Consider the following 14,788-nt stretch of genomic DNA (forward strand, 5'->3'; position numbering starts at 1 on the left):
AAGATTCGCCCCGTCCTCACCGACGAGGGGCTATAGCTCAGCTGGGAGAGCGCTTGCATGGCATGCAAGAGGTCAACGGTTCGATCCCGTTTAGCTCCACCAAATTGTACAGTTCAAGGTCTGGCCACACCGGCCTTGAATCGATCAGACTCAGCCTGATCATGTTGTATAGAAGGGTTTTGCGTCCCCTTCGTCTAGTGGCCTAGGACACCGCCCTTTCACGGCGGTAACAGGGGTTCGAGTCCCCTAGGGGACGCCAGTTTTACAGAAGCAGTGTTGCAAGACACTGTTCCGCCGCGAGGCGAAAAATCCGGGGCTATAGCTCAGCTGGGAGAGCGCCTGCATGGCATGCAGGAGGTCAGCGGTTCGATCCCGCTTAGCTCCACCAATTTTACAGTTCAAGGTCTGGCCACACCGGCCTTGAATCGATCAGCTCTCAGCACTGATCAGTTGTATAGAAGGTTTTGCGTCCCCTTCGTCTAGTGGCCTAGGACACCGCCCTTTCACGGCGGTAACAGGGGTTCGAGTCCCCTAGGGGACGCCACGATTACCCGCTCTGCGGGATTTATAGGGGTCATTCAATTATTGAATGGCCCTTTTGTTTGTCTGGCGTTCGCCAATTCTCTCTTCCCCAACTCTCTGTTCAAAAAAAAGGTTCTTCTGACCAGCGGTCATATTTATGACTTGCGAAAATTTATTATGAGAATAATATTTCAATCGTAATATTCGGAGGTAACGATGAACGACAAAAAAGCTCAAACCCGCGAACGCATCCTCAAGGCCGCCAGCGCAGCGCTGATTCAGCGCGGCCCGGCCGAACCGAGCGTGGGAGAGGTGATGGGCGCCGCCGGGCTGACGGTGGGTGGTTTCTATTCGCACTTCGAAAGCAAGGATGCGCTGATGCTGGAAGCGTTCAAGCAGCTGCTCGCTCAGCGCCGTGGCTTGATCGAGGAAATGGACGCCGAGTTGACGGGTGAAGAGCGACGCGCGCTGGTCGCCGCCTTCTACCTGTCACGCAAGCACCGCGATTCAACTGATCATGCCTGCCCGATCCCGTCCTCGATCGGGGAATTGGGTCGCCTGCCGGACGATTTCCGTCAGGCCTTGAATGAACACGTGGAACTGATGGTCGCGCAACTGGCGACCAGCCCGGAAGAGGCCGACAAAGTCCTGGCCGACATCGCCCTGATGGTCGGCGGCCTGGCACTGGCGCGAGCCTTGGGCGCCGGAGAGTTATCCGATCGATTGCTGCGCGCCGCCAAGTCGGCGGTGCTGTGACCTGAAGCGTGATCCTGAGGAATGAGCGATGAGCACTTTAAGCTGGGTTCGTGGCGTTAATGGCACCTTGGGTTGGTTTGCACCGCGACTGGTCGCGAGCCGGATGCGCCTGGCGTTCATGACGCCGCGCGAGCTGCCGCCGCGGGATTGGGAGTTGCCGCTGCTGGCGACCTCCGAGCGGATCACCCTGCGTTTCGGCCTTTCGGCCTTGCGCTGGGGGCAGGGGCCGGCAGTGCTGTTGATGCACGGCTGGGAAGGTCGGCCGACGCAATTTGCCAGTCTGATCACCGCGCTGGTGGACGCCGGCTATATGGTGGTCGCGCTGGACGGTCCGGCCCATGGTCGTTCTCCCGGGCATGAAGCGAATGTGGTGTTGTTCGCCCGGGCCATGCTCGAGGCCGCCGCGGAATTGCCGCCCTTGCAAGCGGTCATCGGTCATTCCATGGGCGGCGCCAGTGCCATGCTGGCGGTCCAGTTGGGCTTGCGCACCGAAACCCTGGTCAGCATCGCCGCTCCAGCGCGGATACTGGGGGTGCTGCGCGGTTTTGCCCGCTACGTACGGCTTCCGCCAAAAGCCCGTTCGGCGTTTATTCGCCAGATCGAGCAGGATGTCGGCATGCGCGCCGCTTGCCTCGACGTGGCGCACTACCAGCTGGATATGCCCGGGCTGATCGTGCACGCCGAGGACGATAACTTCGTCCCGGTCAAGGAATCGCAGCTGATCCATGAGGCCTGGTTCGACAGCCGCTTGTTGCGTCTGCCGGAGGGTGGCCATCAGCGAGTCCTGTCCGATCCGCGGCTGATCGAGGGCGTGCTGGCCTTGCTCTCCGGTCGCAGCGTGCGAGCGCGCCAATCCGCCTGAGCATCCGTTACACTGCCCCGGTCGAAATTAGCTGACCGGGGAGTGGAGCATGGGCTGGGATCTGGCAACACCATTTATCATTGATCTGCAGGTGGGTGCCGAAGACATCGACGGGCTTGGGCATGCCAATAACGCGGTGTATGTCACCTGGCTCGAGCGCTGCGCCTGGCGCCATTCGCAGCGCCTGGGCCTGGACCTGAGCGAATATCGGCGGCTGGACCGGGCGATGGCCGTGGTCCGCCACGAGATCGATTACCTGGCCGCCGCCTATGAAGGCGATGAGTTGCAGTTGGCGACCTGGATCGTCGATTGGGATCAGCGCTTGAAAATGAGTCGGCGTTTCCAGTTGGTCCGCCCCAGTGACAACAGCACCTTGCTTCGAGCCCAGACCACTTTTGTCTGCATCGAACTGTCCAGCGGCAAGCCCAAGCGCATGCCGGCGGAGTTTATCGAGGGATACGGGCCGGCGTTGCAGGGCGCGATCTGACACCGACCTTGTGGCAAGGTAGCCCTTCAGCGCGGCATATATGGCCAAGATCGCAGCTTCGGCAGCTCCTACAGGGGTACGCGGTCGGCGTAGGAGCTGCCGCAGGCTGCGATCTTTTGGGGCGCCTCATACCTCTTTCACCTGTAAACCCAGTAAACTGCCGCACGTTTTTCGTTGAGTGTTACCCATGCAAATTGCTTTGGCGCCCATGGAGGGCCTGGTCGACAACATCCTGCGGGACGTCTTGACCCAGGTCGGTGGTATCGATTGGTGCGTGACCGAATTCATTCGCGTCAATGACCGTCTGCTGACTCCGGCTTATTTCCACAAGCTGGCTCCTGAATTGCTCCACGGCGCAAAGACCGCTGCCGGCGTGCCGTTGCGCGTGCAATTGCTCGGTTCCGACCCGGCATGCCTGGCGGATAACGCCGCGTTGGCCTGCGAGCTGGGTTCCGAGGTAATCGACTTGAACTTTGGCTGCCCGGCCAAGACCGTCAACAAGTCGCGCGGTGGCGCGGTGCTGCTTAAAGAGCCGGAACTGCTCAATGCGATAGTCGCCGAAGTGCGCCGCGCGGTGCCGGCGCATATCCCGGTGACGGCCAAGATGCGCCTGGGTTTCGACAGTCCGGACGGCGCGCTGGTGTGTGCCACGGCCCTGGCCGAAGGCGGCGCTGCGCACATCGTGGTGCATGCCCGGACCAAGACTGATGGCTACAAGCCGCCTGCCCATTGGGAGTGGATTCCACGGGTGCAGGAAGTGGTCAAGGTACCGGTGTTTGCCAATGGCGATATCTGGAGCGTCGAAGACTGGCGCCGTTGCCGCGAAATCAGCGGAGTCGAGGACATCATGCTTGGTCGCGGCCTGGTCTCGCGCCCGGATCTGGCCCGGCAAATCGCCGCGGCGCGGGCCGGCGAAGAGGTGGTCGAAATGTCCTGGGCCGATCTGCAGCCGCTGCTCCAGGACTTCTGGACGCAAGCCGTCGCGCAACTGACACCACGCTCGGCACCAGGCAGATTGAAGCAATGGCTGGCGATGCTAACCCGCAATTACCCTGAGGCCGTGGAGCTGTTCACAGCGATGCGCCGGGAAACCGACCTGGATCAGGTCGGGCGTTTGCTGGGCGTTCAGCGCACCGAAGCGGCCTGAAAATTTTTCAAAAAAACCTCTTGAAATGTACAAGTCGGTCCTTATCTTTTTTATACGCGATGCCGAATTCGGGTCGCGGAGATAACCACTTGCTGAATATCAGGAGATCAATCATGAGTACTGCATTCTCTCTGGCTCCACTGTTCCGTTCTTCGGTGGGCTTCGATCGTTTCAACGATCTGTTCGAGTCGGCGCTGCGTAATGAGCCAGGCAGCACCTATCCACCTTACAACGTGGAGAAGCACGGTGACGACCAATACCGCATCGTGATTGCGGCCGCCGGTTTTCAGGAAGAAGACCTGGAGCTGCAAGTCGAAAAAGGCGTATTGACCATCAGTGGCGGCAAACGTGACGCCGACGAAGACGTCACTTATCTGTATCAAGGCATCGCTCAGCGTGCCTTCAAACTGTCCTTCCGTCTGGCGGACCACATCCAGATCAAGACCGCCGACCTGAGCAACGGTTTGTTGAGCATCGACCTGTTGCGTGTCATACCGGAAGAGGCAAAAGCCAAACGCATCCCGATCAACGGGACAGACAAACCGGCTCTGCAGCACTGATGGCTGCGACATTAACCACTGCATTGGAAAGGGCGCCATCGGCGCCCTTTTTTTCTGCGTCAGATCAAGGCCCACCCCGAGACTTGCCAAGTCCGATGGTGATGAGGTATCGCTCCTCTGTGGGACGCTTATCGTCCCGGAAGCGATTAACCACCAGCATTACCTGGTACTGGTCGCCCGCTCGCCAATAGGCCGTGCCCCCTTTGTTCACGTCGCGCAATCGGGCACGCCATTGCGGCGTGTCGGCGAACGATGGAAAGTCCTCGACCCGGATTGGCATCCAGCCAGCTTTGCGCCATTGCTCCTGCAAATCCAGCACGACTTTTAGTGCATCATCGAGCAGCAGCGGCTCAATCTGTGGGGACATCCGTACACTGCTTATCAGCTCATCATCGAAACTAACCGTGAAGAAACGGGCCAGTGGGGTCACGAACCCGTATTGACGGTCTGTGAAACGAAGGCGGGCATCAGACTTGGGAATGTTGAACCAAGCGCGCCCGGGAATGGCTGGATCAATGGTGGCGCTGGAGCGCTGACGCATGGCTTCCCAAGGCTCGCCAATCACCAGTGCGATTTCCTTTTCCGATTGCACTTCAATAGCCCCCCACGCAAGGAGCCCGACAACGACTAGTCCGACCCCGCCACGTCGCCAGCCCTCCTGTGCGAGCAAATTCATCGTATGCCCCCACCTGCGGCGGTATCCCGAATCGCCTGTTCGATCTGGTGGCGATTGCTGTCATGCAGCAGCTCATCCAACCGCGCTGCGGCCTTGAGCACGAAAGGCATGCGTTGATGGATATTGGACAGCTTGGCAATGGGGTCGTCAAAGCGCAGGGTCATGGCTTTACCCACGGCGTGGCAAGTTGCAGCGTGATGAGGTAGCGCTCCTCTGTGGGACGCTTATCGTCCCTGAAGCGATTAACCACCAACATCACTTGATACTGGTTGCCCGCTTGCCAATAAGTTTTGCCGCCTTTGTTCACGTCGCGCAATCGGGCACGCCATTGCGGCGTGTCGGCGAACGATGGAAAGTCCGTCCGGGTTGGCGTCCAGCCGCCTATGCGCCATTGCTCCTGCAGATCCAGCACGATCTTGAGGGTATCGTCGAGCAACAGCGGCTCGATTTGTGGGGACATACGGACATCGCTGACCAGCTCATCATCGAAACTAATTGTGAAAAAGCGAGCCAGTGGGGTTACGAACCCGTATTGGGGGTCTATGAAACGAAGGCGGGCATCCGACTTCGGCAATCGCCCCCAAAAATGCCCCGGAATGGCTGGATCAATGGCTGCACTGGAGCGTTGACGCATCGCTTCCCAAGGCTCGCCAATCATCAGCGCGATTTCCGGCTCACTCGATTGCACTTGAATTGCCGCCACCGTAAGGAGGGCAGCGACCGCCAGTGCAAATACCGTGCGTCGCCAGCCTATACGTTGCAGCAGGCTCATCGCACGCCCCGGCCCGCGGCGATATCCTGAATCGCCTGTTCGATCTGATAGCGATTGCCGTCACGCAGCAGCTCATCAAACTGCGTCGCGGCCTTGAGCACGAAGGGCATGCGCTGATGGATATCAGACAGGTTGGCCATGGGGTTTTTGCCAAAGCCAACGGTGCGTCCATCATCGGCGCGGTGGCATTGGCTGGCCAGCGTCAGCTCAATGGCTTGAGCGACGCCGGATGGGATGTCTGTGACGTAGGAGATGTGATTGCCACGCAACAGAGTTACCAGTTTCGTGTCGCTGTACATCGTCGGTTGCAGGATATTTCGCTGTTCGTGCCAAGCCAGATGTTCAACACTTTTGGCAACGTTGCCGGCCTCAATGGCCTCAAAGGCTTGCAGGATTTCCTTGTGGTCAGTACCGAACTTCAGCGTCTCCTGCGCGACCGGCCACAGCACCGGGTACTGGTCATGCCCATAAATGTTGCTACGTGAAGGCAGGCAGGTTTCCAGCGCCTGCAACCCACGTTCTTTGTAAAAAACATGCAGCGGAAATATATCCAGAAACAGCGTGGTATTGCCCATGGCCAGCATCTCGTACACGTGCTGGTACAGCTGCTGCACATACGACAACGATTCGTCGTTGCGCCCGAGGTCGATGCTCGGCAGCGGGTTGTTGCGGTGGGCTTGCTCGTAGTCGCGCTGTGCCTGCTCGAAGTCCCGCAGTTTCGCCTGCCTTTGACGTTCACTGCGGCTGAGCAAGCCAAAGAACCCTTTCCTGGCGCTATTCCTCAAGCGCTCTCCCGCCTCATGTTCAGCCTGAATTTTATCGATCGAATCAGCGGCGTGCAGCAGGCCACAACCGACCTGTTTGGAGGCGAAAGCCGCGAGGCCCGCCCACTGGAAACGCTGATCCTCAAGCCATAACCTGGCGTAGGCGGCATTGATCGCGCGATTGCGCGCCTTGGGGTCGGCGATCAGCGTGCCGCCCGGCGCCACAATGGCTTCGGCTCGTTGTTGGTACGCGCGCCAGATGTTCTCGCAGATCAGCCCCGGTAGTTCGCTGAAGGTCGGTGTGCGCTGGCTCGGCGCCGGCGTGGAACCGGAAGGGCGCGGCGCGGCTACCGATTGACGGGTTGAGGTCGCAGCGGCAGGTTGAGCGGCGGCTCGGGCACGCGGCGCGGCGCCACCACCGTCGATTTCCTGACACCTGAGGGTCTGGTTGGCAATCAAGCGCGGCGGCGGGTCGCACTTGCACCTGCAGAGGTCGCCGTCCAGGGCGGCGTGGCGTCCATCCAGCAGATCGACCAAGTGCGGGCCGTCGCAGACAATCTCCCCGGTACTGTCGCATTCCGGGCAATAGACCTCATCGCCTTCGCGGGCCATGGCCAGGCCATTGATCGTGCTGCACTCCCAGCCGGTGCGCACGGTGCCGTCGACGGTGGTTTTCGCCCCGACGGTGATGTGATAGCGCCTCATGCGGTCTATGTCCTTGTTTTATCTGCAGGGACGAACACGCTAGGTAAGGCGATGCGGGAGATAAATCGGACGTTTCCTTTTTTGGTGTAGGTTTGTTCTGGACTCAGGTATCTGGCGATCAGGAGGCGCGAGTGATCCCGCTTCCTCCTATTTGAGCAGCTTCTTGAACTCGTCCAGCGGCAGCGGCCGGCTGTGCAGGTAGCCTTGATACAAATGGCAACCCAACCCCTGCAGGAACGCAAGCTGCTCAGGGGTTTCCACGCCTTCGGCAATCACCGCCAGTTCAAGGCTGAGGGCCATGGCGACGATGGCGCGGATGATCTCGGCGTCGTTCGGGTCGCTGGTGGCGTCGTGGACGAACGACTTGTCGATCTTCAGTGCATCCACGGGCAGGCGCTTGAGGTAGGTCAGCGAGGAGTAACCGGTGCCGAAATCGTCCATGGCGAAGCTCACGCCGAGCTTCTGCAGGCGGCGCATTTTGTTGACGGTGTCATCCAGGTTCTGGATCACGATGCCTTCGGTGATCTCCAGCTTCAGCAGCGAGCAGGGCAGTTGCTGGTTGCTCAGGCTGCGTTCGATGCGTTCGACGAAGTCGTTCTGGCGAAACTGCCGCGGGCTGATGTTCACGCAGAGACTGAAGTCGAGCGGATCGATCCGGCCTTCGTCGATCAGCTCGCGAAAGGCCTTGCAGGCCTCATCGAGAATCCAGGTGCCGACCTCCAGAATCAGCCCACTGTCTTCCAGCACCTTGATGAACTCTGCGGGGGCTTGTGCGCCCAGTTCGGGGTGATTCCAGCGAACCAGGGCTTCGGCGCCGACTATGCGGTTGGTGCGGGCATCGACTTGCGGCTGGAAGTGCACGCTGAACTCGCCTCGGGAGAGGGCCAGGCGCAGATCGGTTTCCATGCGCAGGCGCTCGCTGGCGGCCTTCTGCATGGTGTTGTGGAACATTTGCGTGGTATTGCGCCCTGAATCCTTGGCTCGATAGAGCGCGATGTCCGCGCGCTTGAGCAGGTCGGCCGGGGTCGAGCCGTGATCGGGAATCAAGGCGATGCCGATGCTCGGCGTGACCTGCAGGCGTTGACCGTCGAGAAACATCGGTTCGGACAGCAGTTCGCGCAAGGTGTCGGCCAGCTCCCGGACTTGTTCGCTGACTTCGCTGCGCGTGCCTTCGAGGCCGCTGAGCAGGACCACAAACTCGTCGCCACCCAGGCGTGCGACGGTGTCTTCCATGCGCACACTGGCTTCGAGGCGGGCAGTGATGATTTTCAGCACCGTATCGCCCACCGGGTGGCCGAGGGAATCGTTGATGTGCTTGAAGTGATCGAGATCGAGGAACAGCAGCGCGCCGCGTAGATTATGCCGCTTGAGCAGGGCGATCTGCTGGCTCAGGCGATCCATCAGCAGTGCACGGTTGGGCAGATTGGTCAGTGGGTCGTGGTAGGCCAGGTGGCGGATCTGCGCCTCGGCATTCTTCAGCAGGCTGACGTCTCGCGCCGTCAGCAGCAGGCAGTGGATTTCATTCAGCGTGATGGGCTCGACCGAGACTTCGACCGTGAGGATCTCGCCACGCTTGTTGCGCCCGAGCATTTCCTGGTGATGGACCCGACCTTTTATCTGCAGTTCGGCGAGCAAGGCTGAACGCTGTTTCTCCTCGGCCCAGATGCCGACCTGGTACACCGTGCGTCCGATCACTTCGTTCGCGCGGTAGCCGGTCAGCCGACAGAACCCGTCATTGACCTCCAGGTAACGCCCGGTGTCGCGCTCGGTGATGGTGATGGCGTCGGGGCTGGAGTGGAACGCCTTGGCGAACTTCTCTTCGCTGGCCTTGAGCGCAGCTTCGGAGCGTTGCTGCTGGGTGATATCGCGCAGGGTGGTGACGATGCACGGCTGATTGCCGACACTGATCTGGCGACTCGAAATCACGCAGGTCAAGGATTGCCCGTCTTTGTGATGAACAATCACCGCGACATTGTTCAGCGCCTGCTCGCGGATGACTTGCTCGATTCGTTGCTGGCGTTTCGCCGAATCGTCCCAGAGCCCGATCTGGTCGGCGCTGCGGTCCATGACGTCGGTGGCGGTCCAGCCAAAAGTCTGGGTAAAGCTGGAATTGATCTCGATAAACTGGCCGGTGTCCTGGCGCGTCACACAGATCGGGTCCGGGCTGACCTGGAACAGGCTGGCGAACTTCTCTTCCGAGGTGATCAGGCGCTGCTCGCGCTCAACCTGATCGGTAATGTCCAGCAAGGTACCGGCCATGCGCAACGGGTTGCCGTCTTCGTCGCGGTAGAGTCGGGCGCGGCTTTCCAGGTAGCGCGAGCTGCCGTCTTCCATTTGTACGCGATAGGTCAGCTGATAGTTGCCGGCCGGGCCCTCGCGCAGGCTGCGGTAGGCGTTGCGCATGGTGTCGCGCTCTTCACCCGGAACCCCGTCGAAAAAGGCATCGAACGGCTCGTGGAAGGGCTTGGGGTCCATGCCATGCAGCTGCGCCGCCCGTGCCGAGCCATAGAGCATGCCGCTCGGAATGTGCCAGTCCCAGGTGCCGAGTTGGGCGGCGTCCAGTGCCAGGTCGAGGCGTTCCTGGCTGTCTTTGAGTGCCTGTTCGGCGTTTTTCCGTTCGCTGGTGTCGAGGAAGGTGCTGAGCAGATAGGGCTGGCCTTCCAGTTCGACCTTTTGCGCGCTGAGAATTCCGTCATGGATTTGCCCGCTGCTGGCCCGAAACTGCACCTCCATGTTGACCAGTTCGCCCTTGGCCTTGGTGGCCTTGATCAGCTGGGCGCGTTGCTCCGGATCGACCCAGAGCCCCAGTTCCAGGGTCGTGCGGCCGATCGCATCCTGCACCGGCCAGCCAAACAGGCTTTCAAAATACTGGTTGGCTTCGCTGATCAGGCCGTCTTCCTGACGAGTCAGCAGGACCATGTTCGGGCACAAATGAAACAGCGTGGCGAAACGCTTTTCCGAACTGCTCAAGGCTTGTTCGCGCTGGCGTTGATGGGTGATCTCGCGGATCACGCCGATCATTCGTGGTTTGCCGTGTTTGTCCGGCAACAGGCTGCCGTTGATCTCCAGCCAGTGCAGACTGCCGTCCGGCCAGCGGATGCGGTGATGCATCGCCTGTTCCAGTGGTGCGCCGGCGAGCACGGCATTGAAGGCACGAATGGTTTTGGCCCGATCTTCGACGGGCAGCAGGTCCAGATACTCCAGATCGGCCGGCAGCGGTTGCCGCGGGTCGAAGCCAAACAAGGCCTGAGTACCGCGTGACCAACTGATCTGCCCGCGTTCTATGTCCCAATACCAGGCGCCCAAATGCGCACCGTTCAGCGCAGCGAGCAGCTGTGAGGCGCTTTCCCAGCTTTGCTCCGACGTTTTTGGGTCGATTGCCTTGATACGCGGCATACGCGGGATACGGTCAGCGGGTTTGTGCATTGGCAGCAGGCCTTGAGCTCAATAGGGCATTTAGCACGACAAACCATAGCGGGTTAGCACAATTTATGCCTGGTTCCCTGGCAAATCGATTTGTGCATCCAGCAAGGTCATGAAAGCCCGTGCAGCATTCGACAGCGTCCGTTCGGTGTGCAGGATGTAGCCTAGCTGGCGAGTGAGCTGTATGCCCGGTAAAGGGATGCGTGCCACCTGTTCATCGAGCATGGTGCGCGGCAAAACGCTCCAGGCCAGGCCGATCGAGACCATCATCTTGATGGTTTCCAGATAATTGGTGCTCATGGCGATATTCGGTGTCAGCCCCTGGCCTTCGAACAGGCGCCGGACAATATGGTGAGTAAAGGTGTTGCCGCCGGGGAACACTGCTGGATGCAGGGCGATATCGGCCAGGCTGACCACGCCATTGCTGAGCAGCGGATGCTCGGGTGCGGCAACGAAGTCCAGCGGATCATCCCAGACCGGTGTCGCCCGCACCAGGGTGTGCGGCTCCGGTGCGAGGGTGATGACCGCCAGCTCGGCGCGGCCATGGAGGATTTCTTCGTAGGCCACTTCCGAATCGAGAAACTGGATATCCAGCGCCACCTCGGGATAACGCCGGGTAAAGTCCCGTAATAGAGGTGGCAAGCGGTGCAGGCCGATGTGATGGCTGGTGGCCAGAGTCAGGCGTCCGCTCACTTCACCGGACAGATTGGTCAGCGCCCGGCGCGTGTCGTCCAGTACATTGAGAATCTGGTAAGCCCGCGGCAGCAGCGCGCGCCCGGCTTCAGTCAGGCCGACCTCACGGCCAAGCCGGTCGAACAGGCGCACCTTGAGCTGCTGTTCCAGCCCGGCAATGCGTTTGCTGATCGCCGGCTGCGTCAGGTGCAGGCGTTCGCCAGCGCCGGAGAAACTGCCAGTCTCGGCGATGGCGATAAAAGCATTAAGGTTGGCCAGATCCATGATCGCATTCCAAATAGTTATCCAAAGCATGAAAAATATGAATTTGAGTTATTTAATGTAACGCCATAGGATCGACCTCACAAGCCAAGGGGTCATTGAGTTGATTTCAAGACCCAGGGCATAGAAACAAGCTGATGAGGACCGTCTGATGGCCGGCAAAACGCTCTACGACAAGCTCTGGGATTCGCATTTGGTCAAACAGCGCGACGATGGCTCGGCGCTGATCTATATCGATCGTCACATCATTCATGAAGTGACCTCGCCGCAAGCCTTCGAAGGCCTGCGTCTGGCCGGGCGCAAGCCTTGGCGCATCGATGCCAACATCGCGACCCCGGACCACAACGTACCGACCACCCCGGAGCGCAAAGGCGGCATCGAAGCCATCGCTGACCAGGTCTCGCGCTTGCAGGTCCAGACCCTCGACGATAACTGTGATGAATACGGCATTGTCGAATTCAAGATGAACGACATCCGTCAGGGCATCGTCCACGTGATCGGTCCGGAGCAGGGCGCAACCTTGCCGGGCATGACCGTGGTGTGCGGTGACTCCCACACCTCGACCCATGGCGCATTCGGCGCTCTGGCTCACGGGATCGGCACCTCCGAGGTCGAGCATGTGCTCGCCACTCAGTGCCTGGTCGCGAAAAAAATGAAGAACATGCTGGTTTCCGTCGAAGGGCAATTGCCGTTCGGCGTGACCGCCAAGGACATCGTCCTGGCCATCATCGGCAAGATCGGCACCGCTGGCGGCAATGGCCACGCCATCGAGTTCGCCGGCAGCGCGATTCGCGATTTGTCGGTCGAAGGCCGCATGACCATCTGCAACATGGCCATCGAAGCCGGTGCACGGGTGGGTCTGGTCGCAGCGGACGAAAAGACAGTGGCTTACGTCAAGGGCCGTCCGTTTGCTCCGAAAGGCGCGGAATGGGACCTGGCGGTCGAAGCCTGGAAAGATCTGGTGACCGACGCGGATGCGAAGTTCGACACCATCGTTGAGCTCGACGCCACCCAGATCAAGCCACAAGTGAGCTGGGGCACTTCGCCGGAGATGGTTCTTGCTGTAGATCAGAACGTTCCGGATCCAGCGAAGGAAATGGACCTGGTCAAACGCGGCTCCATCGAACGCGCTTTGAAGTACATGGGTTTGACCGCCAATCAGGCGATCACCGACATTCAGCTGGACCGGGTATTCATCGGTTCTTGCACCAACTCGCGGATCGAAGACCTGCGCGCTGCTGCGGTGATCGCCAAGGGCCGCAAAGTGGCTTCGACCATCAAGCAGGCGATTGTGGTGCCTGGCTCGGGCCTGGTGAAGGCTCAGGCGGAATCGGAAGGGCTGGACAAGATTTTCCTCGAAGCCGGTTTCGAGTGGCGTGAACCGGGTTGCTCGATGTGCCTGGCGATGAACCCGGACCGTTTGGAGTCGGGCGAGCATTGCGCGTCGACTTCCAACCGCAATTTTGAAGGTCGTCAGGGTGCCGGTGGTCGTACTCACCTGGTCAGCCCGGCCATGGCCGCCGCCGCCGCCGTCAACGGTCGTTTCATCGACGTCCGTGAATTGATCCAGGGAGCGCAGTAAATATGAGAGCTTTTACCCAGCACACTGGTCTTGTCGCGCCGCTGGACCGTGCCAACGTCGACACCGATCAGATCATTCCCAAGCAGTTCCTGAAGTCGATCAAACGCACCGGCTTCGGCCCGAATCTGTTCGATGAGTGGCGTTACCTGGATGTCGGTCAGCCGTACCAGGACAACTCCCAGCGTCCGTTGAACAAGGATTTCGTGCTCAACGCCGAGCGTTATCAAGGTGCCAGCGTGTTGCTCGCCCGGGAAAACTTCGGTTGCGGCTCGAGCCGCGAACATGCGCCGTGGGCCCTGGAAGAATACGGTTTTCGCAGCATCATCGCGCCGAGCTATGCCGACATCTTCTTCAACAACAGCTTCAAGAACGGCTTGCTGCCGATCATCTTGAGCGATGCCGAAGTCGATGAGTTGTTCCAGCAGGTCGAAGAGACTCCGGGTTATCAGTTGCAGGTCGACCTGCAAGCCCAGACGGTCACCCGTCCGGATGGCAAGGTCTTGAGCTTCGAAATCGACGCGTTCCGCAAGCATTGCCTGCTTAACGGCCTGGACGATATCGGTCTGACCTTGCAGGACCATGAGGCGATTGCGACGTTTGAAGCCAAGCACCGTGCGAGCCAGCCTTGGTTGTTTCGCGACGCGTGATGTTTGGTGATCGCTGAAAAGATCGCAGGCTTCGCCAGCTCCTACATTTGGATTGCGTACACCTGTAGGAGCTGCCGCAGGCTGCGATCTTTTGATCTTCAAACCGGTAACACATAAGGAAATCGGCATGACCAGCAACGCCCACAGCCAGGTAGTCCAAAAGCAATTCGGTGAACAGGCCACGGCCTATCTGAGCAGTGCCGTGCACGCTCAGGGTACCGAATTCGCGCTGCTACAGGCTGAGCTGGCCGGGCAGGGCGAAGCTCGAGTGCTGGATCTGGGCTGTGGCGCCGGTCACGTGAGTTTCCATGTAGCGTCGCTGGTCAAAGAAGTGGTGGCCTACGACCTGTCTCAGCAGATGCTGGATGTGGTCGCCACCGCGGCGGTTGACCGGGGTTTGAGCAACGTGTCCACCGTGCTCGGCGCCGCCGAGCGCTTGCCGTTCGCCGATGGCGAGTTCGATTTCGTCTTCAGCCGTTATTCCGCGCACCATTGGAGCGATCTCGGCCTGGCCCTGCGGGAAGTACGGCGAGTGCTCAAACCGGGTGGGGTGGCAGCATTCATTGATGTATTGTCGCCGGGCAGTCCGTTGTTCGACACTTACCTGCAAAGCGTCGAAGTGCTGCGCGACACCAGCCATGTGCGCGATTATTCCGCCGGTGAGTGGTTGCGTCAGGTCAGCGAAGCGGGGTTGCATACCCGCAGCACCACGCGCCAGCGGTTGCGCCTGGAGTACAACTCCTGGGTCGAGCGGATGCGCACGCCGCAAGTGCTGCGCGCCGCGATCCTTGAGTTGCAGCAATCCATGGGCAATGAAGTGCGCGAGTATTTTGAGATTGAGGCCGATGGTTCGTTCAGTACGGATGTGCTGGTGCTGATGGCTGAACGATAAGCGCCGAACGCTAGAATTTTTCCAGGTGCGCCTGCGGGC

Annotated in this window: 14 protein-coding genes and 4 tRNA genes; 12 read left to right on the plus strand and 6 right to left on the minus strand. The window is 59.9% G+C overall.

The window, feature by feature from the left end:
• The first annotated feature begins 26 nt into the window (after positions 1-26).
• The 9 genes from ACA064_RS08475 (at position 27) to ACA064_RS08515 (ending at position 4,334) form a co-directional block, all read left to right on the plus strand.
• A tRNA-Ala gene (locus ACA064_RS08475) sits at positions 27-102 on the plus strand.
• Between the two features lie 81 nt (positions 103-183).
• Positions 184-259 (plus strand) — tRNA-Glu (locus ACA064_RS08480).
• A gap of 53 nt (positions 260-312) precedes the next feature.
• A tRNA-Ala gene (locus ACA064_RS08485) sits at positions 313-388 on the plus strand.
• An 80-nt stretch (positions 389-468) separates the two neighbouring features.
• Positions 469-544: transfer RNA gene (locus ACA064_RS08490), tRNA-Glu, on the plus strand.
• A 194-nt stretch (positions 545-738) separates the two neighbouring features.
• Positions 739-1,278, plus strand: coding sequence for a TetR/AcrR family transcriptional regulator (locus ACA064_RS08495; protein WP_497672960.1), 540 nt, complete (start codon positions 739-741; stop codon positions 1,276-1,278).
• Between the two features lie 28 nt (positions 1,279-1,306).
• Positions 1,307-2,140: an alpha/beta fold hydrolase gene (locus ACA064_RS08500; RefSeq protein ID WP_497672961.1), complete on the plus strand. Its 834-nt coding sequence runs from the start codon at positions 1,307-1,309 to the stop codon at positions 2,138-2,140.
• 49 nt (positions 2,141-2,189) lie between these two features.
• Positions 2,190-2,627, plus strand: coding sequence for an acyl-CoA thioesterase (locus tag ACA064_RS08505; RefSeq protein ID WP_497672962.1), 438 nt, complete (start codon positions 2,190-2,192; stop codon positions 2,625-2,627).
• 187 nt (positions 2,628-2,814) lie between these two features.
• Positions 2,815-3,774, plus strand: a complete 960-nt coding sequence (locus ACA064_RS08510; protein ID WP_497672963.1) for a tRNA dihydrouridine synthase — start codon at positions 2,815-2,817, stop codon at positions 3,772-3,774.
• A gap of 113 nt (positions 3,775-3,887) precedes the next feature.
• Positions 3,888-4,334 (plus strand): Hsp20 family protein, encoded by a 447-nt coding sequence (locus tag ACA064_RS08515; protein ID WP_497672964.1) that lies wholly within the window; start codon positions 3,888-3,890, stop codon positions 4,332-4,334.
• Between the two features lie 64 nt (positions 4,335-4,398).
• Here the strand turns inward: ACA064_RS08515 and ACA064_RS08520 are convergent, their stop codons facing one another.
• From ACA064_RS08520 to ACA064_RS08545, 6 genes are all read right to left on the minus strand, one after another.
• A complete protein-coding gene (locus tag ACA064_RS08520) occupies positions 4,399-5,010 on the minus strand; it encodes a hypothetical protein (RefSeq protein ID WP_497672965.1) in 612 nt (203 codons plus the stop codon).
• Complete coding sequence (locus tag ACA064_RS08525) at positions 5,007-5,174, minus strand: hypothetical protein (protein WP_497672966.1); 168 nt, start codon at positions 5,172-5,174, stop codon at positions 5,007-5,009. The genes ACA064_RS08520 and ACA064_RS08525 overlap by 4 nt, the downstream gene beginning before the upstream one ends.
• Positions 5,171-5,782 carry a hypothetical protein gene (locus ACA064_RS08530; RefSeq protein ID WP_497672967.1) on the minus strand — a complete coding sequence of 204 codons (612 nt, stop codon included), beginning with the start codon at positions 5,780-5,782 and terminating at the stop codon, positions 5,171-5,173. The genes ACA064_RS08525 and ACA064_RS08530 overlap by 4 nt, the downstream gene beginning before the upstream one ends.
• Complete coding sequence (locus ACA064_RS08535) at positions 5,779-7,251, minus strand: PAAR domain-containing protein (RefSeq protein ID WP_497672968.1); 1,473 nt, start codon at positions 7,249-7,251, stop codon at positions 5,779-5,781. Before ACA064_RS08535 ends, ACA064_RS08530 begins: the two co-directional genes overlap by 4 nt.
• A gap of 147 nt (positions 7,252-7,398) precedes the next feature.
• Positions 7,399-10,677 (minus strand): PAS domain S-box protein, encoded by a 3,279-nt coding sequence (locus ACA064_RS08540; RefSeq protein ID WP_497672969.1) that lies wholly within the window; start codon positions 10,675-10,677, stop codon positions 7,399-7,401.
• A 63-nt stretch (positions 10,678-10,740) separates the two neighbouring features.
• Positions 10,741-11,631 carry a LysR family transcriptional regulator gene (locus tag ACA064_RS08545; RefSeq protein ID WP_497672970.1) on the minus strand — a complete coding sequence of 297 codons (891 nt, stop codon included), beginning with the start codon at positions 11,629-11,631 and terminating at the stop codon, positions 10,741-10,743.
• A 148-nt stretch (positions 11,632-11,779) separates the two neighbouring features.
• On the opposite strand from ACA064_RS08545, the gene leuC reads away from it, so the two are divergent.
• The 3 genes from leuC (at position 11,780) to ACA064_RS08560 (ending at position 14,749) form a co-directional block, all read left to right on the plus strand.
• Positions 11,780-13,210 carry a 3-isopropylmalate dehydratase large subunit gene (gene leuC / locus ACA064_RS08550; protein WP_497672971.1) on the plus strand — a complete coding sequence of 477 codons (1,431 nt, stop codon included), beginning with the start codon at positions 11,780-11,782 and terminating at the stop codon, positions 13,208-13,210.
• A gap of 2 nt (positions 13,211-13,212) precedes the next feature.
• Positions 13,213-13,857, plus strand: coding sequence for a 3-isopropylmalate dehydratase small subunit (gene leuD / locus ACA064_RS08555; RefSeq protein WP_497672972.1), 645 nt, complete (start codon positions 13,213-13,215; stop codon positions 13,855-13,857).
• 127 nt (positions 13,858-13,984) lie between these two features.
• Positions 13,985-14,749, plus strand: coding sequence for a class I SAM-dependent methyltransferase (locus tag ACA064_RS08560; protein ID WP_497672973.1), 765 nt, complete (start codon positions 13,985-13,987; stop codon positions 14,747-14,749).
• Positions 14,750-14,788: the final 39 nt, after the last annotated feature.

The organism is Pseudomonas sp. LBUM1658, assembly GCF_059716055.1.